General features: G+C 68.4%; 22 protein-coding genes. 9 read left to right on the forward strand and 13 right to left on the reverse strand.

Translation table 11 applies throughout. The features are described 5' to 3' along the window. Nucleotides 1-25: 25 nt before the first annotated feature. Together ispH and MKI84_RS17475 are read right to left on the reverse strand one after the other, a co-directional pair. Complete coding sequence (ispH, locus tag MKI84_RS17470) at nt 26-1,021, reverse strand: 4-hydroxy-3-methylbut-2-enyl diphosphate reductase (protein ID WP_241621530.1); 996 nt, start codon at nt 1,019-1,021, stop codon at nt 26-28. 79 nt (nt 1,022-1,100) lie between these two features. Then, complete coding sequence (locus tag MKI84_RS17475; protein ID WP_241621531.1) at nt 1,101-1,763, reverse strand: YceI family protein; 663 nt, start codon at nt 1,761-1,763, stop codon at nt 1,101-1,103. Between the two features lie 216 nt (nt 1,764-1,979). Between MKI84_RS17475 and MKI84_RS17480 the strand changes: the two genes are divergently transcribed. Continuing rightward, nucleotides 1,980-2,687, forward strand: a complete 708-nt coding sequence (locus MKI84_RS17480; RefSeq protein WP_241621532.1) for a DUF1013 domain-containing protein — start codon at nt 1,980-1,982, stop codon at nt 2,685-2,687. A 114-nt stretch (nt 2,688-2,801) separates the two neighbouring features. On the opposite strand, the gene MKI84_RS17485 is transcribed toward MKI84_RS17480, so the two are convergent. Further along, nucleotides 2,802-4,733, reverse strand: coding sequence for a propionyl-CoA synthetase (locus tag MKI84_RS17485; RefSeq protein ID WP_241621533.1), 1,932 nt, complete (start codon nt 4,731-4,733; stop codon nt 2,802-2,804). Nucleotides 4,734-4,934: 201 nt separating this feature from the next. Then, nucleotides 4,935-5,108 carry a YdcH family protein gene (locus MKI84_RS17490; protein WP_241621534.1) on the reverse strand — a complete coding sequence of 58 codons (174 nt, stop codon included), beginning with the start codon at nt 5,106-5,108 and terminating at the stop codon, nt 4,935-4,937. Nucleotides 5,109-5,322: 214 nt separating this feature from the next. Here MKI84_RS17490 and MKI84_RS17495 point away from each other — a divergent pair, with 214 nt between their 5' ends. Continuing rightward, entirely contained in the window at nt 5,323-5,529 is a 207-nt protein-coding gene (locus tag MKI84_RS17495) for a YdcH family protein (RefSeq protein ID WP_241621535.1), read from the forward strand. An 87-nt stretch (nt 5,530-5,616) separates the two neighbouring features. Here the strand turns inward: MKI84_RS17495 and MKI84_RS17500 are convergent, their stop codons facing one another. Together MKI84_RS17500 and MKI84_RS17505 are read right to left on the reverse strand one after the other, a co-directional pair. Beyond that, entirely contained in the window at nt 5,617-6,102 is a 486-nt protein-coding gene (locus MKI84_RS17500; protein WP_241621536.1) for a peroxiredoxin, read from the reverse strand. A 124-nt stretch (nt 6,103-6,226) separates the two neighbouring features. After that, entirely contained in the window at nt 6,227-7,078 is an 852-nt protein-coding gene (locus MKI84_RS17505; protein ID WP_241621537.1) for a protein-disulfide reductase DsbD domain-containing protein, read from the reverse strand. A gap of 135 nt (nt 7,079-7,213) precedes the next feature. Here MKI84_RS17505 and MKI84_RS17510 point away from each other — a divergent pair, with 135 nt between their 5' ends. Next, the gene (locus MKI84_RS17510; protein WP_241621538.1) at nt 7,214-7,840 is read left to right on the forward strand and encodes a YqgE/AlgH family protein; all 627 of its coding nucleotides are present in this window, start codon (nt 7,214-7,216) and stop codon (nt 7,838-7,840) included. A gap of 63 nt (nt 7,841-7,903) precedes the next feature. Here MKI84_RS17510 and MKI84_RS17515 read toward each other — a convergent pair whose 3' ends face one another. The 3 genes from MKI84_RS17515 to MKI84_RS17525 all read right to left on the reverse strand — a co-directional run bounded on the left by MKI84_RS17515 (nt 7,904) and on the right by MKI84_RS17525 (nt 13,062). Continuing rightward, complete coding sequence (locus MKI84_RS17515; RefSeq protein ID WP_241621624.1) at nt 7,904-10,996, reverse strand: EAL domain-containing protein; 3,093 nt, start codon at nt 10,994-10,996, stop codon at nt 7,904-7,906. Between the two features lie 378 nt (nt 10,997-11,374). Further along, nucleotides 11,375-12,418 (reverse strand): tetratricopeptide repeat protein, encoded by a 1,044-nt coding sequence (locus MKI84_RS17520; RefSeq protein ID WP_241621539.1) that lies wholly within the window; start codon nt 12,416-12,418, stop codon nt 11,375-11,377. Further along, on the reverse strand, nt 12,415-13,062 hold the full coding sequence (locus tag MKI84_RS17525; RefSeq protein ID WP_241621540.1) for a thiamine phosphate synthase: 648 nt from the start codon (nt 13,060-13,062) through the stop codon (nt 12,415-12,417). Before MKI84_RS17525 ends, MKI84_RS17520 begins: the two co-directional genes overlap by 4 nt. A 331-nt stretch (nt 13,063-13,393) precedes the next feature. Between MKI84_RS17525 and MKI84_RS17530 the strand changes: the two genes are divergently transcribed. Continuing rightward, nucleotides 13,394-15,886, forward strand: coding sequence for a carbohydrate-binding family V/XII (locus MKI84_RS17530; protein WP_241621541.1), 2,493 nt, complete (start codon nt 13,394-13,396; stop codon nt 15,884-15,886). A gap of 148 nt (nt 15,887-16,034) precedes the next feature. Here the strand turns inward: MKI84_RS17530 and MKI84_RS17535 are convergent, their stop codons facing one another. The 4 genes from MKI84_RS17535 to tkt form a co-directional block, all read right to left on the reverse strand. Next, nucleotides 16,035-17,060, reverse strand: coding sequence for a class I fructose-bisphosphate aldolase (locus MKI84_RS17535; RefSeq protein ID WP_241621542.1), 1,026 nt, complete (start codon nt 17,058-17,060; stop codon nt 16,035-16,037). A 268-nt stretch (nt 17,061-17,328) separates the two neighbouring features. Further along, nucleotides 17,329-18,528 (reverse strand): phosphoglycerate kinase, encoded by a 1,200-nt coding sequence (locus tag MKI84_RS17540; protein ID WP_241621543.1) that lies wholly within the window; start codon nt 18,526-18,528, stop codon nt 17,329-17,331. A gap of 87 nt (nt 18,529-18,615) precedes the next feature. Next, nucleotides 18,616-19,623 carry a type I glyceraldehyde-3-phosphate dehydrogenase gene (gene gap / locus MKI84_RS17545; RefSeq protein WP_241621544.1) on the reverse strand — a complete coding sequence of 336 codons (1,008 nt, stop codon included), beginning with the start codon at nt 19,621-19,623 and terminating at the stop codon, nt 18,616-18,618. Between the two features lie 194 nt (nt 19,624-19,817). After that, nucleotides 19,818-21,815 carry a transketolase gene (gene tkt / locus MKI84_RS17550; RefSeq protein ID WP_241621545.1) on the reverse strand — a complete coding sequence of 666 codons (1,998 nt, stop codon included), beginning with the start codon at nt 21,813-21,815 and terminating at the stop codon, nt 19,818-19,820. A 286-nt stretch (nt 21,816-22,101) separates the two neighbouring features. Here tkt and MKI84_RS17555 point away from each other — a divergent pair, with 286 nt between their 5' ends. The 5 genes from MKI84_RS17555 to MKI84_RS17575 all read left to right on the forward strand — a co-directional run bounded on the left by MKI84_RS17555 (nt 22,102) and on the right by MKI84_RS17575 (nt 25,993). Next, nucleotides 22,102-22,398 (forward strand): DUF4164 domain-containing protein, encoded by a 297-nt coding sequence (locus tag MKI84_RS17555; protein WP_241621546.1) that lies wholly within the window; start codon nt 22,102-22,104, stop codon nt 22,396-22,398. After that, nucleotides 22,388-22,792: a cell division protein ZapA gene (locus MKI84_RS17560; protein WP_241621547.1), complete on the forward strand. Its 405-nt coding sequence runs from the start codon at nt 22,388-22,390 to the stop codon at nt 22,790-22,792. The genes MKI84_RS17555 and MKI84_RS17560 overlap by 11 nt, the downstream gene beginning before the upstream one ends. Nucleotides 22,793-22,960: 168 nt before the next feature. Next, on the forward strand, nt 22,961-23,749 hold the full coding sequence (locus MKI84_RS17565) for an inositol monophosphatase family protein (RefSeq protein ID WP_241621548.1): 789 nt from the start codon (nt 22,961-22,963) through the stop codon (nt 23,747-23,749). A gap of 147 nt (nt 23,750-23,896) precedes the next feature. Further along, the gene (locus MKI84_RS17570; protein WP_241621549.1) at nt 23,897-24,955 is read left to right on the forward strand and encodes a flagellar motor protein MotA; all 1,059 of its coding nucleotides are present in this window, start codon (nt 23,897-23,899) and stop codon (nt 24,953-24,955) included. A gap of 3 nt (nt 24,956-24,958) precedes the next feature. Then, entirely contained in the window at nt 24,959-25,993 is a 1,035-nt protein-coding gene (locus tag MKI84_RS17575) for a peptidoglycan -binding protein (protein ID WP_241621550.1), read from the forward strand. The last annotated feature ends 7 nt before the right edge of the window (nt 25,994-26,000 follow it).

Below are 26,000 nucleotides of genomic sequence, written 5' to 3' on the forward strand. Positions count from 1 at the left end.
GCGGGGATAACCTGGCGTGGAGAATCTATTCGGCGGCGGAATTGGCGCTGGTGTCGGCGATGTCGGGGCGCAGCTGGCGCGGCAGGGGGAAGAAAACGTCTTCCTGCACCGTGTGCACGGTTTCGACCTTCACGGCGTAGCGCTCGGCGAAGGCGTCGATGATCTCCTCCACCAGCACTTCCGGGGCCGAGGCGCCGGCGGTGACGGCCAGCGTCGAGATGGCGCCGAACTTCTCCCAGTCGATCTCGCTGGCGCGTTGCAGCAGCACGGAGAGCCCGCAGCCCTGTCGCTCGGCGGCCTCGCGCAGGCGCTGGGAATTGGAGGAGTTCGGCGCGCCGACCACGATCATCGCATCGACCTCACCCGCCACCTTCTTCACCGCTTCCTGGCGATTGGTGGTGGCGTAGCAGATGTCCTCCTTGTGCGGGGACACCATGGCGGGGAACCGCTGCTGGAGGATGGCGACGATCTCCGCTGTGTCGTCGATGGAGAGCGTGGTCTGGGTGGTGTAGGCGAGGCTCGCGGGATCGCGCGGTGTGAAGACGCGCGCCTGCTCAGCGGTCTCCACCAGCGCCACCGCGCCACTGGGAAGCTGACCCATGGTGCCGATGACTTCCGGGTGGCCGGCATGGCCGATCAGCACCACCTCGCGCCCGCGCTTATTATGCAGCGTGGCCTCGCGATGGACCTTGGTAACAAGCGGGCAGGTGGCGTCGATGGCGAAGAAATTCAGCGCGGCGGCCTCCGCGGGCACGGATTTCGGCACGCCATGGGCGGAGAAGATGACCGGCGCCGTGGTGGTGGCGGGAATCTCGCTCAGTTCCTCGACGAAGATCGCGCCCTTCGCCTTCAGCCCCTCGACGACGTATTTGTTATGGACGATCTCGTGGCGGACATAGACCGGCGGGCCGTAGATTTCGAGCGCCCGCTCCACCGCGTCGATGGCGCGCACCACGCCGGCGCAGAAGCCGCGCGGGGCGCAGAGAAGAACGCGAAGGGGGGGCTTGGCGGCGGCGCTCATCGCTTGATCCGTGGGAAACCTGCTCCGTCATGGGAGCCGGGGACGGCGCTGTCAAGCGCGCCCCCGCGCCCGGCACGCCTCACGGCGCCTTGGCGAAAGCCCCGACCACGGAGAGCTCCACCTCGTCGGAAACCAGCGGCACGGCGGCGCCGAGGCCGAAATCGCTGCGGTTCAGCCTGGCCGTGGCGATGAAGCCGATATTCTCCACCTTGGAGCGCGGATTGATGCCGGCGCCGACGAATTCCGCGTCCAGCGTCACCGGCCGGGTGACGCCGTGCAGCGTCAATTCGCCCTCGATCGTGGCCGAGGTGCCATCGGTACTGATCTCGGTGGACTTAAAGGTCGCGGCGGGGAATTTGGCGGCGTCGAAGAATTCCGGCCCGGCGAGGTCCTCTCCGAACGATTTTGAGGTCACGGCGAGCCCGGACATCGGGATGGTGATCTCCAGCACGGCGTCCTCCGGCGCGTTGGGGTCGAGCTTGAGCGTGCCGCTCATGCCGCCGAACATGCCGGAAAGCGGGCTGAAGCCCATATGGTCGAGGGACCAGATCACCTGGGTGTGGTTGGTGTCGACGGTATAAGTGCCGCCGGTGACGCGGGTGGGATCGGGCAGGCCGGGCGTGTCCGGCCTTACGGTCCCGTCCGTCGCGGGCACGTCCGTCGGGGCGGGCATGTCCTGCGCGCCGGCGAGGCTGCCGGAAGCAAGGAGAAGGGCGAGGGCAAGCGTGCGCAGCGTCATCATCGTCAACCGTCCATGGCGGAACCCGGCGCGAACCTAACAGCCCTTGGCGCGCATCGGCAATCGCAGCCGTCTTTGGGTTTGCACGCGCGCCGGTGCCGCCCTATAATAAAGCATCCCGGTCATCGCGAGACGGTCCGAGGCTCCGCCCCAGGGTGGTCGGAGCTTGAGAGCCCTTGCGTGGTCGAATGACATCGAAATGTGATGGAGACGCGTCCCATGGTGAACGCACCCCTGATGCCGAAGGCCACCGCGGTGTGGCTGGTCGAGAACACTGCGCTCACCTTCGACCAGATCGCCGATTTCTGTAAGCTTCACGTGCTGGAAGTGAAGGGCATCGCCGATGGCGAGGTCGCGCAGGGGATCAAGGGTCTCGATCCTGTCACCACCGGCCAGCTCGCCCGCGAGGAAATCGAGCGCGCGGAGGCGAACCCCAATCATCGCCTGAAGCTGCTGGAATCCAAGGTTCGCCTGCCCGAGCCCAAGCGCCGCCGTGGCCCGCGCTACACCCCGGTGTCCAAGCGCCAGGACCGGCCGAACGCCATTCTCTGGCTGCTGCGCAACCATCCCGAGCTCAAGGACAGCCAGGTGATGCGTCTGGTGGGCACCACCAAGACCACCATCGATTCGATCAAGGAGCGCACCCACTGGAATGCGCAGAACCTGACGCCGATGGACCCGGTGACGCTCGGCCTGTGCTCGCAGATCGACCTCGACATCGAGGTGCAGCGCTCCTCCAAGGACCGCCCGGCGGCGGTGGCGGGCGGCGATGGCGCAACCCTCCTGCCGGCAGACGTCACCACGGGTGGCGGCTACCAGGAGCCCTTCGTGCCGGAGCGCAAGCCGCGCGAGGAGCCGGTGGACCTCGAAACCGTGTTCGCCAAGCTCGGCGGCTCGCGCAAGACCCAGCACGACGACGACGAGTGACGCGCGCCGGGCAGTCCCTGTGCGGAGCGCCCGCGGCATCGCCGTGATCCGTCGATCTGAAACCAACAAGGCGCCCGCTCGGGCGCCTTGTTTTTAACGGCCGTGCGGTGCGGCTCACGCGCGCTGCGGCTGCTTTACCAGTCCGCGATGCTGCAGCGCCGCCGCGATCTCGTCCAGCGAGGCGGGGTCGTCGATGGTGGCGGGCATGTTCCAGCTCTCGGCATCGGCGATCTTCTTCATCGTGCCCCGCAGGATCTTGCCGGAGCGGGTCTTCGGCAGCCGCGCCACGGTGATGGCGAGGCGGAACGCGGCAACGGGGCCGATCCGGTCGCGCACCAGTGCCACGATCTCTCGCTCGATCTCGTCGGGGGCGCGCTCCACGCCGGATTTCAGCACAACGAAGCCACAGGGCACCTCGCCCTTCAGCGCGTCATGCATGCCGATCACCGCGCATTCGGCGACGTCCGGGTGCGAGGCCAGCACCTCCTCCATGCCGCCGGTCGAGAGCCGGTGGCCGGCGACATTGATGATGTCGTCGGTGCGGCCCATGATGAACAGGTTGCCGTTCTCGTCCTGAAAGCCGGCATCGGCGGTCTTGTAGTAGCCGGGGAAGTCCATGAGATAGCTCTCGCGAAACCGCTCGTCCTGCTGCCACAGCGTGGGCAGGCAGCCGGGCGGCAGCGGCAGCTTGATGGCGATGGAGCCCATCTTGTTGGCCGGTAGCGTATGGCCGCCCTCGTCGAGGATCTGCACGTCATAGCCGGGCATCGGCACGCCGGTGGAGCCGACCTTGACCGGCAGGCGGCCGAGGCCCACCGGATTGCCGGCAATGGCCCAGCCGGTTTCGGTCTGCCACCAGTGATCGACCACCGGCACGCCGAGCTTCTGCTCCGCCCAGATCACCGTGTCCGGGTCGGCGCGTTCGCCGGCGAGGAACAGGGTGCGCAGCGAGGACAGGTCGTAATCGCCGATCAGCCGCCCGTCCGGGTCTTCCTTCTTGATGGCGCGCAGCGCGGTCGGAGCGGTGAACAGCGCCGAGACCTTGTAGTCTTCGATCACCCGCCAGAACGCGCCGGCATCGGGCGTGCCCACCGGCTTGCCTTCATACAGCACGGTCGTGCAGCCGGTGAGCAGCGGGGCATAGACGATGTAGGAGTGGCCCACCACCCAGCCGATGTCGGAAGCCGACCAGAACACCTCGCCCGGCGCGACGCCGTAAAGCCCGTCCATCGACCAGCGCAGCGACACGATATAGCCGCCGGTGTCGCGCACCACGCCCTTGGGCTTTCCGGTCGTGCCGGAGGTGTAGAGGATGTAGAGCGGCTCGGTGGCGCCCATCGCCGCGCAATCGGCGCCGCGGCCGGCGCTGGCGGCATGGCTGCGCGCCTGCGCCCAGTCATGGTCGCGCCCGGGCTTCAGGCTGGCGGCCAGCTCGGGCCGCTGGAACACCAGGCAAGCCTGCGGCTGGTGGCTGACCATGGTGAGCGCGAGATCGAGCAACGGCTTGTAGGCGACCACGCGCGAGGGCTCGATGCCGCAGGAGGCGGAGAGGATGACCTTGGGCTGGGCGTCCTCGATGCGGCTGGCGAGCTCGGCCGCTGCGAAGCCGCCGAACACCACCGAATGCACCGCCCCGATGCGCGCGCAGGCCAGCATGGCGAACAGCGCCTCGGGGATCATCGGCATGTAGATGACGACGCGGTCGCCCTTCTCCACGCCGAGATCGCGCAGCACCGCACCCAGCGTGCGCACTTCCGCCAGCAACTCGGAATAGGTGACGGTGCGCCTGGAGCCGGTGACCGGGCTGTCATAATAGATCGCCGGCTGGGCGCCGCGTCCGGCGTCGACATGGCGGTCGACCGCGTTATGGCAGGCATTGCACAACCCGCCCGTGAACCACCGTCCATAGGCGCCGTGATCGGGATCGAACACGCTGCGCGCCGGCGCGATCCAGTCGATGCCATGGGCCGCCTCGCGCCAGAACGCTTCGGGGTCCTGCATGGAGCGGGCATAGGTCTGTTGGTACCGACTGATATCGGTTGTCATGAGGCGTCTCCCAGCGTTCCGTTCTTTTTGCTTTGAACACAAGGATTGAAGCGGCGCCCCTGCTTTACAAGAGCGCTCAAATGCTTACGACCTTAGGTTTAGCCGGCCGTCCCCTTACGGCAGGCCAGGGCTGCAGAAGCAGAACCGCCGGCGCAGCGGCCGGCGGGAAGTGAATGCAAGGCATGGAGTGCCGCGACAGCCTCAGTGCAGCGTGCCCTTGAGCCGGGTAATTTCATCCTTGAGATGCAGCTTGCGGCGTTTGAGGTCATTCACTCGCGCCTCGTCTGATGCGGGACGCGCCGTTTCTTCTCGTAAGGCCTTTTCGAGCGCCTCGTGGCGTCGTTCCAGTTCCGCGACATGCGCCTGCATGGACATGGACATTTCTCCTTGTCTTCGGAAGCGAACGTCATGAGCGTGTCACAAGCCGGGACGGCTGTCGATCAAACGATGTACTGCGCTGCAGCAAAACGGCGCGGCCGGCGGGTCCTCGCGAGTTCGTGTTGCGGGCCGGGCAAAGGGCGGCAATACTCAGCGCCAAGCCCCGCGAGGGCGGGGGCGAGTCGGTTTGCAGGTCGGGCATTTGATAGAGATGACGGCGGAAGAGGAACGCGAGTTGTCGGCTGTCCTCGAGCGTCTGCGGCAGGAGCATCGGGATCTGGACGTCGCCATCGCCGCGCTTCAGGCCATGCCGAGCTGCGACCAGCTCCAGCTGGCTCGCTTCAAGAAGCGCAAGCTGATGCTGAAGGACCGCATCGGCTTCGTCGAGGACCAGATTTTCCCGGATATCATCGCCTGAAACGCGGCGCTGTCGACGCGCGACGTGTGCGGGCGGAAGGCGCGAGCCCGGCCGGAACGCGTCCGGCCGGAGAAGGCATGTGAGTGATCAGAACTGCGTGAGCAGCACGTCGGCATTGGTGGCGTCGGCCTTGTGGGCCTTTTCCTCGACATTGAGGACCAGCACCTCACCGTCGTCGACCAGCATGGAGTAGCGCTTGGAGCGCAGGCCGAGGCCGGCCGCGGAGGCGTCGAACTCAAGGCCGAGCGCCTTGGCGAAATCGCCATTGCCGTCGGAAAGGAACACGATCTTGCCTCCGGCATTGGAGGCCTTCTCCCAGGCTTCCATCACGAAGGGGTCGTTGACCGCCGTCACGGCGATGGTCGACACGCCCTTGGCGAACAGCTCGTCCGCGCGGGCGATGAAGCTCGGCAGGTGGTTCTTGTGGCAGGTCGGGGTGAAGGCGCCGGGGACGGCGAACAGCACGACCTTCTTGTTCTTGAAGATTTCCTCAGTGGACTTCGGCACCGGGCCGTCGGCCGTGGCCACGCGGAACGTGGCGCTCGGCAGGGTATCGCCGACCTTGATGGTCATGAGTGGTCCTTTCACGTGATTATTTTTGCGCGGGCGGAAGGCGACTGGTCAGCCGCAGCCGCGACGCCCCCCGGGTGCCCGGCCGACGGTAGCATAGACATTTCCCGTCCGACGGAAAGCCGTATCAGTGCGCGGAAAGCCGGGTATTGACCTCGGCGGCGCGCGAGCCGTCCACCAGCGTGAATTTCAGCGCGGTGGCCGCGATATCGGCACCCGTGGGCACGCCGTCCACCGGCAGCAGGAACTGCGTGCGCCCGTCCGCGCCGGGCTCGCGACGGGGCAGCGGCAGCGCCCAGTCCTCGGTCGGCCCTTCCACGAACAGGTCGGCGCGCTCCGTCTCGTCGACACGCGCGACGACGCGGATCGTCGGCGTGCCGTCGATGGTCTCCAGCGTCGCGGTCTCGATCGCGGTCTCGCCCGCGGCGCCGAGTGCGGCGGGACGCGGCACGCGAGCCTGCGCCGCCAGCAGGGCCGGCGGGGTGGGCGCGGCCCCCTCAGCCGGCAGGTCCAATGTGACGACGGCATTGGCCGGCTGGCAGATTTTCTCGCACACCGCGAAATCCAGCGCGAGCCGGAGCGCGACCGGCTTGGTGGGGTCCTTCGGGGTCACGGCAAACGGGATCACAACATCGTGCTTGTAGCCGATCGACAGGCTGCCGCCCTCGTCGAACCGCACCGGGGCCGGCCAGAAGATCTCCAGATTCCCGACATTCTGCGAGCCGGACCAGTCGAAGCGCGGCGGAATGCCGGCGTCACCCGGATAGCGCCAATACGTCTTCCAGCCGGGCATGAGGCGGATTTCGATGCCGCCGGGAAGCCGGCCATCCTCGCGCGCGCCGCCCAGGAGCCGCACCGCGGTGCCGGTCGGGGCCGACCAGGGCGATTCGACGCCCGCCCGCGCCGCGCCCGGGTCAAAACCGGCGAGCGCGCCGGCAACGGCGAGGAGGGTGAGGAGATGGCGGCACAGTCGAAGCATGAGTTGGCGATACCCTGTCGCGATGCGCCGGGAAAGCCGTCGCGGCCGCACTTTCATGTGAGGCGGACCGCGATGGGCGCCGTTGCGGCGCCGCGCGCACTTGAAAATGCGCCGATGGGGGTTACGCTTTCCTCTATGAGGATCGGAAACCAGGACAGTCGCGATCTGGAGGACGGATCCGGCGGGACATTTCTCGACGGACAGCTGCTGGTCGCGATGCCGGGCATGCGTGACGAACGTTTCGCGCGCGCGGTGATCTATCTGTGCGCCCACTCGTCGGAGGGCGCGATGGGCATCATCGTCAACCAGCCCGCCAGCAACGTCACCTTCCCGGACCTTCTGGTGCAGCTCGACGTGGTGCCGCAGGAACAGCGCATCCACCTGCCCTCCAGCGCCGGCGGGGTCCGGGTGCTCAAGGGCGGGCCGGTGGAGACCGGGCGCGGCTTCGTGCTGCACAGCGCCGATTTCTTCATCCAGGATTCGACACTGCCGATCGATGACGGCATCTGCCTCACCGCCACGCTCGACATTCTGCGGGCTATCGCGGCTGGCGATGGGCCATCCAGCGCGGTGCTGGCGCTGGGTTATGCCGGCTGGGCGCCGGGACAGCTCGAGAACGAGATCCAGCAAAATGGCTGGCTGCATTGCCCGGCCGACCGCTCGCTGGTGTTCGGCGCCGATACGGCGGCCAAATATGACCGCGCGCTGCGAAAGATCGGCATCGATCCCGGCATGCTGTCCTCGGACGCCGGCCACGCCTGAGACGCCGGCTTCCGTCATTCACGTCACGATCGTTAAGGCGGCAACGGCCGCGCGTGCGCCTCGCTAGGAGGCGGCTTTGGGCTCCACCATGGCGGTACCCGGGGCGCCTTCCTTCGGCCCGTTCTCCCGGGCGGGGGGCAGGCCGGCGGCCGGCGGCGGCGCCGGGCGGGCCGGACGCGGCGCCGCGGGTGCGGCAGGGCGTGGCGGGGCGGGCTGAGCGGCGGCGGGCAGCGGCGCCGGCGGTCTGGCTGCCACATCGGCCGGCGGCTCGGCGCCAGGATCGCGCGGGGTCGTGCGCGAGCCGGGACGCGCCAGCATGCGGCCGCGCTCCAGCAGCGAGGCCGGCTGGGTCTCCGGCTGCAGCAGCTTGCGCGCGTCTTCCGCCGACATCGGCTCGCCGAACAGATAGCCCTGCCCGAAGCGGCAGCCGATCTTGCCGAGCGCCACGGCGGCGGGCTCGGCCTCGATGCCCTCCGCCACGATGTCCATGCCCAGATCATGCGCCATGTTGACGATGGTGCGCAGGATCACCGGGCGCTGCGCCTTGTTGCCGTTGCGACCCAGCGCCTTCACGAAGGTGCGGTCGATCTTGATCGTGTCGAACGGGAAACGCTGCAGATAGGCCATGGAGGAATAGCCGGTGCCGAAATCGTCCAGCGCGAGGCCGGCGCCGAGCTCGCGCATGCGCATCAGGATCTGCGCGGCATATTCTGGATTCTCCATGGCGAGCGATTCGGTCAGCTCCAGCTTGAGCGTGCCGGGAGCCACCACATTGCGCGCCAGCACCGCCTTGATGTCCTGCAGCAGATCGTGCCGCAGCATCTGGCGGGAGGAGACGTTCACGCACATGAACACCGGCTCGCCGCGCATGCCGCGCTGCCAGATGCCGAGTTGGCGCGCCGCCGTGTCGAGCATGAACAGGCCGAGATCGACGATGAGGCCGGTATCCTCGGCGATGCCGATGAAATCGTCCGGGCCGAGCGTGCCGAGATTGGGGTGCTGCCAGCGCGCGAGCGCCTCGAAGCCGGCGATCGCGCGGGTCTGGAGATCGACGATCGGCTGGTAGACGACGTTGATCTCGTTGCGCTCCAGCGCCTGGCGCAGGTCGCTTTCCAGCGTCAGGCGATCCAGCTTGTGGGTGCGCATGGAGGGGCGGAACACCTCGATGCGATCGCCACCGACGCGCTTGGCGAAATACATGGCCAGCTCCGCGTCCTTGAGCATTTCTGTCGGGGCGCGGGTCTGGCCGTCGGCGAGCAGCAGGCCGATCGAGGCGGTGATGAAGATTTCGCGGTCGCCGAAGGTGATGGGCGCGCGCAGCGTGCGGCGCAGCGTATCGGCGAAGGCGGTGATGCGCTCGGGGTCCTTCTCCGAGAGCAGGATCAGCGCGAAATGGTCGCCGCCGAGCCGCGCCAGCGTGTCCTGCTGCTTGGTCAGCCGCATCAGGCGGCGGGCGACGGTGAGCAGGATGGAATCGCCGGCCGGCATGCCGAGGCTGGCATTGACCTGCTTGAAGCGGTCGAGGTCGACCATCATGATGGTCGGCTTCAGCGTGTCGTCCGAGCGCGCCATGCCGATGGCGGAGGTGAGCCGGTCGATGAACAGCTCGCGGTTTGGCAGGCCGGTCAGGTTGTCGTGCACCGCGTCGTGGAGCATGCGCTCCTCGGCCGTGCGGCTCTCGGTGACGTCGGAGAGCGTGCCGATGCAGCGCACCACCTCGCCATCGGTGCCGACCACCGGCCGGGCGCGCAGGTTGAACCACAGATAATGGCCGTCATGGGCGCGCAGGCGGAAATCCTGGTCGATGCGCCCGCGCCGCTGGTCCAGCAGCCCGTCCAGCGTGGCGCGGAAGCGGTCGCGGTCGCCGGGGTGGATGATGTCGAGCCAGCCGGCGGCCTCGGTCTCCAGCGCGCCCTGCTTGAGCCCGAGCAGCAGCTCGGCCTCGGGGCTGACATGGATGCGGTCGGTGTCGACGTCCCAGTCCCACACGATGTCGCCCGAGCCGGCGACGGCGAGCGCGCGGCGCTCCAGCTCCTGCGCGCTGCCGGCCACGGCGCCGATGCCGGCGAAGGCGTGCTGCATCACGGTGAAGCCGATCAGCATCACGATCAGCACCAGGCCGCCGAGCAGGGCGGGGGCCACCAGGTCGTTGCCGATGGCGCCCGAGACCGCCATGCCGGCGGTGATGACCCAGACCACCAGCAGGAACAGGGTGGGGATGATCAGCACCGCGCGGTCGTAGCGGTGGAAGGCGAGCCACAGCACCACGCCGAAGCCCATGAACGACACGATCATGAGCGAGGGCCGCGCGATGCCCGCCGCCGCCGAAGGGTCGAGCAGCGCGAGGCCGACCAGCGCGGCGAGGAAAACCAGCCAGCCGGCGGTGATGTGGGCGTAGCGCACATGCCAGCGGTTGAGATTGAGATAGGCGAACAGGAACACGACCAGCGTGGCGGCAAGGATCGCCTCGCCCGCGGCGCGCCAGAATTGCTGCGCCAGCGGCGAGATGCCGAACACTTTCGACCAGAAGCCGAAATCGAGGCCGATATAGCCGAGCACCGCCCACGCCAGCGCCGCGGCGGCCGGGAACATGATCGAGCCCTTCACCACGAACAGAATGGTGAGGAACAGCGCCAGCAGGCCGGCAATGCCGATGACGATGCCGTTGTAGAGGGTGAAGGAGTTCACCTTGTCCTTGAACGCCTCCGGCTCCCACAGATAGAGCTGCGGCAGGTGGGCGTCAGTCAGCTCGGCCACCAGTGTCACCGTGGTGCCGGGGTCGAGCGTGATCATGTAGACGTCGGCATCCGCCGCGTTCTGTTTTTCCGGGCGGAAACCCTGGCTCGCGGTGATGTTGAGAATGCGCCGGTTGCCGAGGTCGGGCAGGAACACGCCCGAGCCGACCATGCGGTAATGCGGCGCGACGATCAGCCGGTCGACCTGTTCGTCGGTATTGTTGGTGAGGGCGAACACCGCCCATTTGCTGCCGTTCGGCCCGGGCACCGCCGCGCGCACCTCGATGCGGCGCACGATGCCGTCGGCGCCGGGCACGGTGGAAATCTGCAGCCGGTCGGTTTCGCTGGTGTGGATCTCGATCGCAGGGGCGAGATCGACCACCGGCGTATCCAGCCGGATCGCCACCGATTCCAGAGCCATGGCGGCGGGCGCGGACAGCAGCGTGGCGAGCAGCAGCGCGGCCAGGAGCAGGACGTGGCAGGCGACGGCGCGCGGGCGGGCGGCATGGGCGCGCCATCCAGGCAATGACGTGGCGCGCAGGTCCTGCGGGAATGAGGGCAGGTATCGACGGAAGACGGTCAAAAACGTACCTCTGATAGTGCCGCGAAAGCCGCTCCCGCAGCCGCTTCCGAAACCAGTCCCCTGCCGGGCCGCGCGGGCGCGTTCGCCCTTCTCCGCCCCGCGCCACGATGAGTAGCGGCGCAAAGCGGCTGGGGCAAGGCATGGCCGCAACTCAGGCACGCCAAAGCGTGCCGCGGGGCGGGTATGCGACGGCATAGGGGCGGTGGCAAGGCACGCTCACGGCGTGGCCTCGCCGCTCCACACCTCCAGCCGGTGCTCGGCCTCTGTGCGCTGCTGGGGGGTGAGCTGGGCGACCATCTTGTCGAGCGCCGGGTCGTCCAGCTTCTGCGACTTGGCGGCAAGGTGCCAGGCGGCGGCGGCCACCATGTCCTGCGGGGCGCCCCGCCCGGCGGAGAGAATGCGCGCATAGCGGTTCTGCGCGATGGCATTGCCGGCCAGCGCCGCCTTGTGGAAGAGCGCGGCGGCACGTTCCTCGTCCTTCGGCACGCCGAAGCCGTTGAACACGGCGATGGCATATTCCGTCGTCGCCACGCGGTTGCCGACCATATCGGCGCGCTGCAGCAGGCGGGCCATTTCCACCGGGTCCTTCGGCACGCCATTGCCGTCGCGGTACAGCGTGGCGAGGGCGTAGAGCGCGTCGGGCTGGTCGAGATCGGCCGCGCGCTGGAACCAGCCCGCCGCGACCGCGGGCTCCTTGGGAGCCACCTGCCCCTCAAGATAGATCAGGCCCAGATTATAGGCGGCGGCGGCATTGCCCTTCTCGGCGGCCTGCCGGAGCCAGTCGACGGCATTGTCCTTGTTGAGCGCGCCACGCCCGATATCGAGGGCGGCGAGGGTGAACAGCGCATCGGCATTGCCCTTGGCGGCGGCAGCCTCGAACCATTTGCGCGCGGCGGCATCATCCTGGCGCACGCCGTAGCCCTGCGAGAGCACCTCGCCCGCCAGCACCATCGACACCGGATCGCCGTCGCGCCGGGCGCGCTGCACGGCGAGGTCGAGCGCGGTCTTGAACTGGCCGCGCTGGAAGGCGGCGAAGGCCGGGTCAGGCTTGGCCGCGCTCTTTCGCACCGCGCCCGCGGTCGCCGCCGGCTTGGCAGCGGGCTTTGCGGCCGGCTTGGCGGTCGGCTTGGCCGCAGGTGCCGGCCTTGCGGGCTGGGCGGCCGGCGGGGCGCCCACCTGCGCCCCCGCGGGCCCGGCCAGCATCACCAGCGCGAAGCCGGCGGCGAGCCGCGCGAGAATCGGCCGGCGTGGCATGCTCATGCGTCGCCCCCGCCGCCGGCGAGATGCCGGGCCAGCGCTTCGAGGAGGTCCGGCGCCGCGCCGACGGCCAGATCGTCGACCGCGATGAAATCGGCGCCGACACCAACCAGCGTCTCGACCTCTTCCAGCGTGCGGGCATAGGCGACACAGGGCGGCTCGAAGAGCTGCGCCCACCAGTCGGTGCGCTCCAGCGTGATCTCGAAGGGCGGGCGACGGCCGGCAAGGTCCGGCTCGCCGAACATCACATAGTCCGCTCCCAGCTCGCCCGCGGTCATGGCGTCGTGCTTGCTGCGCAGTCCGCCGACCCCGGCAATGCCGTGCGGGCGCAGGGCCGGCAGCGCGTCCTTGAGCGCGTCGGTGTCGTCGAGATGCGCGCCGTCGGCCTCGATCGCCTCGGCGAGCGCGACATTGCCCTCGATCAGCAGCGCGGCGCCGGCCTCCCGGCAGGCCGACACCACCGGGCGCAGCGCGGCTGCGGGCGGAGGATCCCCCACCGGGCGCAGCAGCACCGCCGCCACGTCGAGCGCGGTCATCGCCGTGGTCAGAGCTTGCGTGAGCGCGGGGATCGTGGCCGCGTCGATCCGGGCCAGCAGGTAGAGACGCGGCGCCGGACGGGGAGGGGGAGACTGGTTTCGTGCCATCATCGAGCCATGTCGCAGGATGGCGGCGAAAGCACGACGAAACTGGCGCCGGTCGCGGCGGCATGAAGGCCGATCGCGACAGGTGTCAGCCGCGCCGCGCTCCTGCGCGCCGTTATAAGGCGGCCGGCTTGGGAAGGCGGTCCGCCGGGCCGGGTTCGTCCCTGTCCTAGAGCATGTCACCGCGTTGTTGAAGAGGGGCGGGGGCCCCGCCGCCCTGGGTGTGTTCATGAAGATGTCACGGCGCGCAGGCGGGGAGCCGCTTCACCGTGACAGAGGCAAATGATAGGTACGTAGGTGTTAAAATGCGCCGGCTGCCTGCCGGCAGGGGGAAATCATGCCCGCTCGTGTCCTGCGTAACGCCGTTTCATTTGCCTGCGCCGTCACCTTGGGAGCGCCCCTGCTGCTCGCCGCCGTTCCGGCGCTGGCGCAGCAGCCCGCCGCCCCGAGCCCGACCGCCGGAAGCGGCACCGCGCCCTATCAAGGTCTGTCCGCCGGCGCGCTGGCCTGGCCGCGCAGCTTCGATGTCGGCGACCAGATGCTTCAGGTCTACCAGCCGCTGATCGAGACCTGGAACGGTGACCAGCTTTCCGGCCGCGCCGCCATCGCCATTGGCCCGGCCAAGGGATCGCCGACCTACGGCATCGCCCATTTCACCGCGCGCGTGGCCATCGACAAGCCGGCGCGCCTCGCCCAGCTCTCAACGATCGAGATCACCAAGGTCGACGTGCCGACTGATCCCTCTCAGGACACCGCGCTGATGAGCGCGCTGCAGTCGCGCATTCCGCCCGAAGGCATGAGCGTGGCGCTCGATCACCTCACAACCTCCTACGCGGCCGCCAAGGAAATCACCAAGGAGATGACGCAGCCGGTGGACAACACCCCGCCGCGCATCGTGTTCGCGAGCACGCCGACCCTGCTGGTGCAGGTGGCCGGCACGCCGGTTCTGCGCCCCGTGCAGGGCGCGCAGGGCTACCAGCGCGTGATCAATACCGGCCCGCTGATCCTGGTCGATGGCGCCGGGCTCTATCACCTTCAGGCCGCCGGCACCTGGTATCAGGCGCCCGCGATCGAAGGGCCGTGGACGGTGACGGTGGCGCCCACGCCGGACCTCCAGGCCGCCGGCGGCACCGCCAATTATGATGAGCCGGCGCAGTCCATGCTGCCGGCCAATGGACAGAAGCCGGCCCAGCCCGCCGCCGCGATGGTCGTCACCGCCCCGACCGAGCTGGTGCTGACCAATGGCGCCGCGCAGATGGCGCCGGTCACCGGCACCTCGCTGCTGCGCATGAGCAACGCCAATCATGCGGTGTTCATGGACCCGTCCAACAATGCCTATTACGTGCTGGTGTCGGGCCGCTGGTTCCGCTCCACCGGGCTGAACGGGCCGTGGAGCTTCGTGCCGGGCGCCCAGCTTCCGGCCGCGTTCGCGAAGATCGCACCGACCGATCCGGCCGCCAACGCGCTGGTCGCGGTGCCGGGCACGCCGCAGGCCAAGGAGGCGGCGATTGCCGCGACCGTACCGCAGACCGCGACCATCGCCCGCAACACCCAGCTCACCATCCAGTATGACGGCGGCACGCCGAAATTCGTGCCGATCAAGGGCACGACGCTGCTCTATGCCGAGAACACCCGCACGCCGGTGATCCAGCTCGATACCGGGCGTTATTATGCGCTGTTCCACGCCGCGTGGTTCGTTTCCACCACGCCGACCGGCCCGTGGAATGTCGCCGACGTGGTGCCGGCGGCGATCTACACCATCCCGGTTTCCTCGCCGCTGCATTATGTGACCTATGTGCGGGTTTATGCCTCGACGCCTCAGGCGGTGACGGTGGGCTACACGCCCGGCTATCTCGGCGTGGTGCTGGAGCCCGGCGGCACGGTGGTCTACGGCACCGGCTATAATTGCGTGGGCTATGTCGGCGCCACCTACTGGTATGGCTGCCCGCCGACCTATGGCTACAACGCCGCCTTCGGCTGGACCACCGGCTTCGCCTTCGGGTTCGTCGACGGCTATGACTGGGGCGTCGCCGATCCGTGGTGGGGGCCGTATTGGGGCCATGGCCCGTGGGGCGGCCCGTGGACCAACGTCAACATCAACCAGACCAACATCTATGGCGCCTGGGGCGGCGCGGCCGTGGTCAACCATGCCTATGGCTACAACCCGTGGACCGGCAATGAATGGGCCGGGCGCAACGTCGCCGGCGTGACCGGCAACGGCACCGCCTTCGCCGGGCGCGGCGGGGCGGCCTTCAACCCGTGGAGCGGGAACTACGCGGCCGGCCGCGAGGGCGCCTATGACAATCCCTATTCCGGGGCGCATGGCGAGGCGCGCGCCGGCATCGAGGGCAATGCCTATAACGGCAATTTCGCCGCCGGGCGGCAGTCCGCGGGCTACAACCCGACCACCGGCATCGGCCATGCCTCGGAGACCGGCGTGACCGACGTCGACGGCCATGTGAGTGCCGACAGCCGCGGCGTCGCCGGCAATGCGCGCACCGGCAATGCGGTGGCCTGGAACAACGGCAACATCTACACCGACCATGACGGCTCGATCCATCAATATGGCGATGACGGCGCCTGGCAGCATCAGGCGGCCAATGGCGGCTGGCAGCGCGACACGGATCAGGGCCAGATCGATCGGCTGGACAGCCAGCGCAGCTTCCAGTCGATGGGCGACCAGCGTTTCAATGACTTCGCCCATGCTGGCGGCTATGGCGATTTCGGTGGCGGGGGCTACCGGGGCGGCTTTGGCGATGGCGGCTTCCGCGGCGGCGACTTCGGCGGCGGCGGGTTCCATGGCTTTGGCGGGGGCGGCTTCCGCCGCTGAAGGCAAGGCGTTCCCAGCGCTCTGAGACACGATGGATGCCCGGCCGCGCGCCGGGCATTTTCGTTGGTGCCCAGCGAAGGCGGGAAACGAAAAACGCCGCCCGGAAGGGGCGGCGTCTGACGGCATCAGTCGTTGACAGGAGCCGGCCTCAGGCCGCCTTCTTGCTTTCGACCTCGGCGCTCCACTGGCCCAGCGCGGCGAGGTAGTTCATCTTCGCGCGGTGGGTGAAGGCGGCCTGGCCGGCGGCCCAGTTCTCATCCTTGCCCGACCAGGCCTTCTGCGGCGCGGCCTGAAGCGCGCGGCCATAGGAGAAGGTCAGGTTCCACGGCAGCCCGCCGATCTTGATCATGGCATCGAGATGGGCGGTGGCGTCCTCGTCCGACTGGCCGCCGGACAGGAAGGCGATGCCGGGGACGGCGGAGGGCACGCAGTTCTTGAGCAGGCGCACCGTCTTCTCGGCGACTTCCTCGACCGAGGCCTGCGTCGGGCACTTCTTGCCGGACACCACCATGTTCGGCTTCAGCACCATGCCTTCGAGGCGGATGCGGGCATAATAGAGCTGCTGGAAGGTTTCCTTCAGCACCCATTCGGTGACGTGGTAGCAGCGGTCGATGTCGTGGTCGCCGTCCATCAGCACTTCCGGCTCGACGATCGGCACGATGTTGGCTTCCTGGCACAGCGCCGCATAGCGGGCCAGCGCCTGGGCGTTGGCGATCAGCGAGGTGTAGCTCGGAATGCCGTTGCCGATGTCGATCACCGCCCGCCACTTCGAGAAGCGCGCGCCGAGATCGTAATATTCCTTGAGGCGGCCGCCGAGGCCGTCGAGGCCCTCGGTGATGGTCTCCCCGGGCGCACCCGGCTGCGGCTTGGCGCCGGCATCGACCTTGATGCCCGGGAGCGAGCCGGCCTTCTGGATCAGCTCCACCAGCGGCGTGCCGTCCTTGGCCTTCTGGCGGATGGTCTCGTCGAAGAGGATGACGCCCGAGATGTACTTGGTCATCGCCTCGTCGGAGCGAAACAGCATCTCGCGGTAATCGCGGCGATTATCGAAGGTGGATTCGACACCGATATCGTCGAAACGCTTCTTGATCGTGCTTGAGCTTTCATCGGCGGCGAGGATGCCCTTGCCGCCGGCACACATTTTATACGCAACTTCGTCAAGACTGGCCGACATCGTTTTCTCCCGCACGAGAAGGACGAACCCCCTCCCGCATCCTGATGGCCCGGCGGGAGGAGACCTGATGGATTTATAGCATCGGCGCCGTGGATTTCTCGACATTGATGCGTCGGTAAACCTCAGGCACCTCATTTTCCCAACCTCGCGCAAAAGGCGAGGCCGGACCTTGCGTCAACTCAACGCGTCGCGTCTTGAGGCGCGATCGCGCTGCCTTCCCGGAGCATTTCCCTGTCGAACAGACGCGTTTGCCTGATCGGAAAACACTCTAGCGGCGCAGTGCCTCCACCCCCGGCAGCGGCTTGCCTTCCAGCCATTCCAGGAAGGCGCCGCCGGCGGTCGAGACATAGGTGAATGCGTCGGCGACGCCGGCATGGTTCAGCGCCGCCACCGTGTCGCCGCCCCCGGCGACCGAGAGCAGCTTGCCGGTGGCCGTCAGCTCCGCCGCCGCCTTGGCGACCGCGACGGTCGCGGTGTCGAAGGGCGGCAGTTCGAACGCGCCGAACGGGCCGTTCCAGACCACGGTCTTCGCGGTGTTCAGCTTGGCGATGACGTTGTCGACCGAGGCCGGGCCGGCATCGAGCATCATCTCGTCGGCCTTGATGTCGTCCACCGACGCGACGCGATGCGCGGCATGGGCCTTGAACTCGGTGGCGGCCAGCGCGTCGACCGGCAGCACCACCTCGCAGCCGGCGGCCTTCGCCTTGTCCAGAATCTCGAGCGCGGTGCCGGCGAGGTCGTGCTCGCACAGCGACTTGCCAACGCTCTTGCCCTGCGCGGCCAGGAAGGTGTTGGCCATGCCGCCGCCGATCACCAGCAGGTCGACCTTGGCGACCAGATTGCCGAGCAGATCAAGCTTGGAGGAGACCTTGGCGCCACCGACCACAGCCATGACCGGGCGCTCCGGCTTCTCCAGCGCTTTGGCCAGCGCCTCGATCTCGACCTGCATGCAGCGCCCGGCATAGGCGGGCAGGTGATGGGCGAGGCCTTCGGTCGAGGCATGGGCGCGGTGGGCCGTGGCGAAGGCGTCGTTCACATAGAGGTCGCCGAGCTTCGCGAGCGCCTCGACGAAGGCGGGGTCGTTCTTCTCCTCGCGCGGGTCGAAGCGGGTGTTCTCCAGCAGCAGGACCTCGCCGTCCTTGAGCCCGGCCACGGCGGCCTCGGCGGTCTCGCCGATGGTGGCGGGCGCGAAGGCGACGGGCTTGCCGAGGCGGGAGGCCACCTCACCGGCGATCGGCGCCAGCGAGAGCTTGGGGTCGGCGCCCTTGGGGCGGCCGAAATGGGCGAGCAGGATGACCTTGCCGCCCTTGTCGGAAATCTCGCGGATGGTCGGCAGCACGGCCTGGATGCGGGTGTCGTCGGTCACGCGGCCGGCATCGACCGGCACGTTCAGGTCGACACGCACCAGCACGCGCTTGGCCGAGACATCGGCATCATCGAGGGTGCGGAAAGCGGACGTCTGGCTCATTCTGGCGTCTCCCCAGGGCTTTTCGGGTTCTTGGCTGGTGCAAACGAAACGGCCGGGCGTCTTATCGACGGCCCGGCCGGAACTCGTTCAGATCAGCTTGCCCAGTGCCACCGCCGTGTCGGACATGCGGTTGGAGAAGCCCCATTCGTTGTCGTACCAGCTCAGCACGCGCACGAAGTTACCCTCCATCACCTTGGTCTGGTCGAGAGCGAAGGTGGAGGAGTGGGCGTCGTGGTTGAAGTCGATCGAGACGTTGGGCTGGCTGGTATAGCCGAGCACGCCCTTGAGGTAGCCCTCGGCGGCGGCCTTGATCGCCTCGTTGATCTCTTCCTTGCTGGTGGTCTTCCCGGCGACGAACTTCAGGTCGACCACCGAGACGTTCGGGGTCGGCACGCGGATCGAGGAGCCATCCAGCTTGCCGGCGAGTTCCGGCAGCACGAGGCCGACCGCCTTGGCGGCGCCGGTCGAGGTCGGGATCATCGACATCGCGGCGGCGCGGGCGCGGTAGAGGTCCTTGTGCATGGTGTCCAGCGTCGGCTGGTCGCCCGTGTAGGAATGGATCGTGGTCATGAAGCCCTTCTCGATGCCGACGGCATCGTTGAGGACCTTGGCCACCGGGGCGAGGCAGTTGGTGGTGCACGAGGCGTTGGAGATGACGAGGTGGTCCTTCGTCAGCTTGTCGTGGTTCACGCCGTAGACCACGGTGAAGTCGGCGCCGTCAGCCGGGGCCGAGACGATGACGCGCTTGGCGCCGGCGGCGAGGTGGGCGCTCGCCTTGTCCTTCGAGGTGAAGATGCCGGTGCATTCCAGCGCGATGTCGACGCCGAGCGCGGTGTGCGGCAGCTCGGCCGGGTTGCGCACGGCGGTCACCTTGATCGGGCCGCGGCCGACATTGATGGTGTCGCCCTCGACCGTGACCGTGCCGGGGAACTTGCCGTGCACGCTGTCGAAGCGGAACAGATGCGCATTGGTCTCGACCGGGCCGAGATCGTTGATGGCAACGACTTCGATATCGGTGCGGCCGGATTCGATGATCGCGCGCAGCACATTGCGGCCGATGCGTCCGAAACCGTTGATGGCAACCTTGAGCGTCATGCGTCTATCCCCGAGATGAAAAGTGGGTTCCTGGCCGCCGGACCTTGTACGTGCCGTTCCTTTTAGTGTCCGGGCGCCTCCCAGCGCATTGGCCTCATAGCGCGGGGCGGGCGCCTATGCCAGCGTCCTTCCCCTTCGATAGGACCAATGCGCGGAGCTGTCGCACGATCCATGCGCAATGCGCATGGCTGTCATTACTTCGCGCTCTTCAGCCGGCTCTTCGCGGTGGTGACGACCGCCTCGACGGTGATTCCGAAATGCGCGAACACCTGCGGGGCGGGGCCGGAGGCGCCGAAGCCGGTCATGCCGACGAAGGCGGCGTCCGAGCCGACCACGGCGTCCCAGCCCTGACGGATCGCGGCTTCGATCGCGACCTTGACCGGGGCCTTGCCGACCACCTGCCGGCGGGTCTCCTCAGGCTGGTTCAGGAACAGCTCGAAGCTCGGCACCGACACCACGCGGGTGGGAATGCCCTCGGCTTCCAGCACCTCGCGCGCGCTCGCCGCCAGCGAGACTTCCGAGCCCGACGCGAACAGCGAGACCTGCGCCTCGTCCGAGGCCGGGATCAGCTCATAGGCGCCGCGCGCGGTGAGGCAGCGCTCCGTGGTTTCCGTGCGCAGCAGCGGCAGGTTCTGGCGGGTCAGCGCCAGCACGCTCGGGCCGCTCTTGTGCTCGAGGGCGAGCTTCCAGGCTTCCGCCGTCTCCACCGTGTCACAGGGGCGGAACACCAGCAGGTTGGGGATGGCGCGCAGCGCGGCGATCTGCTCCACCGGCTGATGGGTCGGGCCATCCTCGCCGACGCCGATCGAATCGTGGGTGAAGACATACACCACGCGGATGCCCATGAGCGCCGCGAGCCGGATCGAGGGCCGGCAATAGTCGGAGAACACCAGGAAGGTGCCGCCATAGGGCGCGAAGCCGCCATGCAGGGCAAGGCCGTTCATCGCCGCCGCCATGCCGTGTTCGCGAATGCCCCAGTTCACATAGCGCCCGTCATAGGCCGGGGGCATCACGTCCTTGGCGGTGGCCTTGGTCTTGGTGTTGTTGGAATGGGTGAGGTCGGCCGAGCCGCCCACCATTTCCGGCAGCGCGGCGGTGAGCGCCTCCAGCACGATCTCCGAGGATTTGCGGGTGGCGACCGCGCCGCCATCCGCGCGGGCCTTGGCGATCACGCCGGCTACCACGTCGGAGAACTTGGAGGGCAGGTCGCCGCGCTGGCGGCGATCGAACTCGCAGCGCCGGTCCATGTCGGCTTCCTTGAAGCGCTGCAGCCAGTTCTTGTGGGCCTGGCGCGAGCGCAGGCCGGCGAGGCGCCAGGCGTCCAGCACGTCGGTCGGCACCGTGAAAGGCTCCGCCTCCCAGCCGAGCGCGGCGCGGGTGGCGGCGATTTCGGCGGCGCCGAGCGGCGCGCCGTGCACGCCGTTGGTGCCGCCCTTGGTCGGGGCGCCGAAGCCGATCGTGGTGCGGCAGGCGATCAGCGAGGGCCTGTCGGTGGTCTTGGCGCGCTCCAGCGCGGCGAGGATGGCGTCGGGATCGTGACCATCGATCCGCGTGGCCTCCCAGCCCGAGGCCTCGAAGCGGGCGAGCTGGTCGGTGGAGACCGAGAGCGAGGTCGCCCCGTCAATGGTGATGTGGTTGTCGTCCCACAGCACGATCAGCTTGCCGAGCTTCTGGTGGCCGGCGATCTCGATCGCCTCCTCCGAAAGTCCTTCCATCAGGCAGCCATCGCCCGCGATCACATAGGTGTGGTGGTCCACGAGGTCGGGGCCGAACTGCGCGGCCGCCATGCGCTCGGCAAGCGCGAAGCCGACCGCGGTGGCGATGCCCTGGCCCAGCGGGCCGGTCGTGGTCTCGACGCCGACGGTGTGGCCGAATTCCGGGTGGCCGGGGGTCTTCGAGCCGAGCTGGCGGAAATGGCGGATGTCGTCCATCGACACGCCTTCATAGCCGACCAGATGCAGCACCGAATACAGCAGCATCGAGCCGTGGCCGGCCGACAGGATGAAGCGGTCGCGATCGGGCCAGTGCGGGTCGGTGGGGTCGAACTTCAGCACCTTGCCGAACAGGACGGTGGCGACATCGGCCATGCCCATGGGCATGCCGGGATGGCCGGACTTGGCGGCCTCGACGGCATCCATGGACAGCGCCCGGATGGCGTTGGCCATGCGATCGTGCTTTTCGCGGTTCGACATGAGGGCGACGTCTCCCGATGGGGGTTGTCTCGCCGTGCAGCGGGGATGGGGATGAGCTGATCCGCTTCGCTGCGCGGTCCTTGGCCACGGTGTTGCCGCATTGCAGCAGCGCGGGAGTGATAGCACCACGCCGCGTGGTGTCAAACCGCGCGAAGCCGGGAGCAGACCCGCGCGGCCCGCGTCCCTGCGCCGGCGGTTGACGCTGCGGGCCCGCGCAGGCTCAATGTCGCCGGAATCGCGCGATATCGCGAATCTCCCTGCACCTTGCGACGGAACCCGCGCGTTCATGAATCATCCGGCATCCGGCGAGACCAATCCGCTCGAAGCCGCGCTCCGGCGCTTCAATGCCGCCGTCGAGGCGCTGGAAGCCGCCGTGGAGCGCCGGCTGGAGGTCGAGCGGCAGGAGGCGGCACTTGCCGCCCAGCTCCATGTGCTCGGCGCCGACCGGGCGCGCCTTGCCGATGCGCTGGACGGCGCGCAGGCCAAGGCCGAGCGGCTCGAAGGCGCCAATGACGAGGTGGCGCGCCGGCTCGGCAGCGCCATGGAAACCATCCGCGCGGTGCTTGCCGCGCATGAGCGCTGAGGCGTCGCCCATGGCCCATGTCTCCGTCACCATTGCCGGACGCGCCTACCGCATGGCCTGCGACGACGGCCAGGAAGACCACCTGACCCGGCTCGGCCAGGAGGTCGATGCCAAGATCGACCAGCTCCGCGCCGCCTTTGGCGAGATTGGCGACCAGCGCCTCAGTGTGATGGCGGCGATCACCATCGCCGACGAACTCAGCGAGACGCGCCGGCATTTGCGGGCGCTGGAGCAGGAGCTGACCGCCGAACGCGCCGCCCGCGCCGGCGCGCAGCAGCGGCTCGGCGACGGCCAGAAGGTGCTGGCCGGCACGGTGCTGGACGCCGCCGAGCGGCTGGAGCGGCTCGCCCGCGAACTCGGTCCCAGCCCCTCCGGCGGCGTCGGCATGGGCTGAGCGGAGCCCGTCGCCACGGCGTGCGACCTGCGCCCGCTCGACGCGCCGGGCAGGGTTGCCTTGACGAAGTGCCCCGCGCCGGGCACACGAATTCACTGAATCTGGTGTTTGATGTCCCTAACGTGGCCCGCGCATGCGCTGGGCCCGTCGTCCCTTCGGAAAGTTCCCATGATCCGCTCCCCACTCATGACCGTGATGGTCCAGGCCGTCCGCAAGGCCGGCCGCTCCCTCGTCCGCGATTTCGGCGAGGTCGAGAACCTTCAGGTCTCGCTCAAGGGCCCGGCGGATTTCGTCTCCAATGCCGACCGCAAGGCCGAGCGCATCCTTCAGGAGGAGCTTTCCCGGGCGCGGCCGAATTTCGGCTTCATCATGGAGGAGAGCGGCGAGGTCGACGGCGCGGACGAAAGCCATCGCTGGATCATCGACCCGCTCGACGGCACCACCAATTTCCTGCACGGCATTCCGCTGTTCTGCATCTCGGTCGGGCTGCTGCGCGATGGTGTGCCGGTGGCGGGCGTGATCTTCAATCCGGTGATGGATGAGCTCTACATCGCCGAGAAGGGCGCGGGCGCCTTCCTCAACGACCGCCGCATCCGCGTCGCCGCGCGCCGCGCGCTGTCCGAGAGCGTGATCACCTGCGGTGTGCCGCATATGGGCCGTGGCGACCTCGCCGGCTTCGTCCGCGAATATACGGCGCTCGCTCCGAAGGTCTCGGGCCTGCGCCGTTCCGGCGCGGCCGCGCTCGATCTCGCCTGGGTGGCGGCCGGCCGGTTCGACGGCTTCTGGGAGCGCAATCTCAAGGCCTGGGACATGGCGGCCGGCATCGTGCTGGTGCGCGAGGCGGGCGGCTATGTCAGCGATCTCGACGACAGCGACAAGATGCTCGCCAAGGGGGATATCGTTGCCGGCAACGAGCATATCCGCCGCGACCTGCTGGCCATCATCCGCAAGGCCTGAAGCGGCGGGTTGCGCACGCGATTTTCGCGCGCCGAAACGGCGCGAAGAAAGCAATACCGCCGTGTTTCATTTCGCGCGCTCTGTGGCATAGTCCCCTCGTCGACGAGGGCGCTGGCGGGCGCCCCGCGCGAGGAGGCTGCCAGCGGCATGAGCGACCACGATCCTTTCCTGAAAATTTCCTCGCCCAGAATCTTTCTGGTGCGCATGTTCGTGTTCCTGCTGCTCTGCGTGTCGCTCGCCGCGGTGCTGCATCGACAGATCTGGGCCGCCTTCCTCAACAATCCCGGCCTCAACGGCGTGATCTTCGGCGTGCTGTTCATCGGCGTCGTGTTCGCCTTCCGGCAGGTGGTGCGCCTGCTGCCCGAGGTCGACTGGGTGAACGGCTTCCGCATCGTGGAGCCGGGCATCGAGGTGCGGCGCGCGCCCAAGCTGCTGGCACCGATGGCCGCGCTGCTCGGCGACCGGGTCGGGCGCATGTCGATCTCGCAGACCACGATGCGCAACATCCTGGAATCGATCGGCACCCGGCTCGACGAGGCGCGCGACCTGCTGCGCTATCTCACCGGCCTGCTGGTGTTTCTCGGCCTGCTCGGCACCTTCTGGGGACTTCTGGAGACCATCGGCTCGATCAGCCGCGTCATCGGCTCGCTGGAGGTCGGCCCGGACGGTGCCTCGGCGCTGGAGACCATGAAGACCGGCCTCGCCGCTCCGCTCGGCGGCATGGGCATTGCGTTCTCGTCCTCGCTGTTCGGCCTCGCCGGCTCGCTGCTGCTCGGGTTCCTCGACCTGCAGGCCGGGCAGGCGCAGAACCGCTTCTACACCGATCTGGAGGACTGGCTGTCCACCACGGTGGAGGACCTCGGCATGGAGGAGCGCAAGCCGGTCCCGGCGCCCAAGCCCGTGCCCGCCGCTCCCGCCCCCGTGGGCAGCCTGCCTCCGCCCTCCGCTTTCCTGCCGCCCGCCGACCTCACCCAGCTCACCGAGGCGGTGGCAAAGCTCGACCGCACCATGACGGAGGCCGGCTCGCAGCGCGTGACCACCGCCATGGCGCATCTGGCCGAGAGCCTGCAAGGCCTGGTGCAGCACATGCGCGGCGAACAGCAGATGGTGCGCGACTGGGTGGAGGCGCAGGCCGAGCAGCAGAAGGACATCAAGAAGCTGCTGGAGCGGATCGCGCGCAACGACACTGATCGCGAGCGGGCCTGACCCATGGCATTGGGACGCTCCCGAGGCCGCGAACGCGGCATCGACTACTGGCCCGGCTTCGTCGACGCCCTGTCGACGCTGCTGCTGGTCTTCGTGTTCCTGCTCTCGGTCTTCGTCATCGCCCAGTTCTTCCTCTCGCAGGAGATCACCGGCAAGGACAACGCCATGGCGCGGCTCCAGGCGCAGATCCGCGAACTGACCGAGCTTTTGGCGCTGGAGCGCGCCAATGACGCGGATTCCGAAAGCCAGATCGGCGCGCTGCGCGCGAGCCTGCTGCGGCTCGAACAGGAGCGCGACGCCGCGATCGGCGAGGCCGCCGCCGCCTCCGCTCCCGAGGACCTCGCCGCCGCACAGAATCGCAGTGCCGAACTCGGCCGCCAGCTTTCGCAGGAGCAGGACGCCGCCGCTCAGGCGGCCTCGCAGATCGCCATCCTCAACCAGCAGATCGCCGCGCTGCGCCGGCAGATCGCGGCGCTGGAAGAGGCGCTGAACATCGCCGAGACCAAGGACAAGGAGAGCCAGTCGCGGCTCTCGGAGCTCGGCCGCCGGCTCAACGTGGCGCTGGCGCAGCGCGTGCAGGAGCTGACGCGCTACCGTTCGGAATTCTTCGGCCGGCTGCGCGCCATTCTCGGCGACCGCCCCGGCGTGCGCATCGTCGGCGACCGCTTCGTGTTCCAGTCGGAAATCCTGTTCGATCTGGGCGCGGCACAGGTGCGGCCTGAGGCGTTGAGCGCGCTCGACCAGATGGCAACCGCGCTCAAGGAGCTGGAGCAGCAGATTCCGCCGGACATCGCCTGGGTGCTGCGCGTCGACGGGCACACCGACAACCGGCCGATCCAGACCCCGCAATTTCCCTCCAACTGGGAATTGTCGGCGGCGCGCTCGATCGCCGTGGTGCAGTATCTGGCGTCCAGGGGCGTCTCCCCGACCCATCTGGTGGCGGCCGGCTTCGGCGAGTACCAGCCGCTCGACACCGCGGACACCGACGAAGCCCGCGCCCGCAACCGCCGCATCGAGCTCAAGCTCACCGAAAGATAGCCGGGTC

It is taken from the genome of Ancylobacter gelatini, from assembly GCF_022601675.1.
GTDB classification, from domain to species: Bacteria; Pseudomonadota; Alphaproteobacteria; order Rhizobiales; family Xanthobacteraceae; genus Ancylobacter; species Ancylobacter gelatini.

Bases quoted from the DNA above. Each gene is read 5' to 3' on its own strand.
- ispH (WP_241621530.1), bottom strand. From the start codon at position 1,021: ATGAGCGCCGCCGCCAAGCCCCCCCTTCGCGTTCTTCTCTGCGCCCCG.
- MKI84_RS17475 (WP_241621531.1), bottom strand. From the start codon at position 1,763: ATGATGACGCTGCGCACGCTTGCCCTCGCCCTTCTCCTTGCTTCCGGC.
- MKI84_RS17480 (WP_241621532.1), top strand. From the start codon at position 1,980: ATGGTGAACGCACCCCTGATGCCGAAGGCCACCGCGGTGTGGCTGGTC.
- MKI84_RS17485 (WP_241621533.1), bottom strand. From the start codon at position 4,733: ATGACAACCGATATCAGTCGGTACCAACAGACCTATGCCCGCTCCATG.
- MKI84_RS17490 (WP_241621534.1), bottom strand. From the start codon at position 5,108: ATGTCCATGCAGGCGCATGTCGCGGAACTGGAACGACGCCACGAGGCG.
- MKI84_RS17495 (WP_241621535.1), top strand. From the start codon at position 5,323: ATGACGGCGGAAGAGGAACGCGAGTTGTCGGCTGTCCTCGAGCGTCTG.
- MKI84_RS17500 (WP_241621536.1), bottom strand. From the start codon at position 6,102: ATGACCATCAAGGTCGGCGATACCCTGCCGAGCGCCACGTTCCGCGTG.
- MKI84_RS17505 (WP_241621537.1), bottom strand. From the start codon at position 7,078: ATGCTTCGACTGTGCCGCCATCTCCTCACCCTCCTCGCCGTTGCCGGC.
- MKI84_RS17510 (WP_241621538.1), top strand. From the start codon at position 7,214: ATGAGGATCGGAAACCAGGACAGTCGCGATCTGGAGGACGGATCCGGC.
- MKI84_RS17515 (WP_241621624.1), bottom strand. From the start codon at position 10,996: ATGGCTCTGGAATCGGTGGCGATCCGGCTGGATACGCCGGTGGTCGAT.
- MKI84_RS17520 (WP_241621539.1), bottom strand. From the start codon at position 12,418: ATGAGCATGCCACGCCGGCCGATTCTCGCGCGGCTCGCCGCCGGCTTC.
- MKI84_RS17525 (WP_241621540.1), bottom strand. From the start codon at position 13,062: ATGATGGCACGAAACCAGTCTCCCCCTCCCCGTCCGGCGCCGCGTCTC.
- MKI84_RS17530 (WP_241621541.1), top strand. From the start codon at position 13,394: ATGCCCGCTCGTGTCCTGCGTAACGCCGTTTCATTTGCCTGCGCCGTC.
- MKI84_RS17535 (WP_241621542.1), bottom strand. From the start codon at position 17,060: ATGTCGGCCAGTCTTGACGAAGTTGCGTATAAAATGTGTGCCGGCGGC.
- MKI84_RS17540 (WP_241621543.1), bottom strand. From the start codon at position 18,528: ATGAGCCAGACGTCCGCTTTCCGCACCCTCGATGATGCCGATGTCTCG.
- gap (WP_241621544.1), bottom strand. From the start codon at position 19,623: ATGACGCTCAAGGTTGCCATCAACGGTTTCGGACGCATCGGCCGCAAT.
- tkt (WP_241621545.1), bottom strand. From the start codon at position 21,815: ATGTCGAACCGCGAAAAGCACGATCGCATGGCCAACGCCATCCGGGCG.
- MKI84_RS17555 (WP_241621546.1), top strand. From the start codon at position 22,102: ATGAATCATCCGGCATCCGGCGAGACCAATCCGCTCGAAGCCGCGCTC.
- MKI84_RS17560 (WP_241621547.1), top strand. From the start codon at position 22,388: ATGAGCGCTGAGGCGTCGCCCATGGCCCATGTCTCCGTCACCATTGCC.
- MKI84_RS17565 (WP_241621548.1), top strand. From the start codon at position 22,961: ATGATCCGCTCCCCACTCATGACCGTGATGGTCCAGGCCGTCCGCAAG.
- MKI84_RS17570 (WP_241621549.1), top strand. From the start codon at position 23,897: ATGAGCGACCACGATCCTTTCCTGAAAATTTCCTCGCCCAGAATCTTT.
- MKI84_RS17575 (WP_241621550.1), top strand. From the start codon at position 24,959: ATGGCATTGGGACGCTCCCGAGGCCGCGAACGCGGCATCGACTACTGG.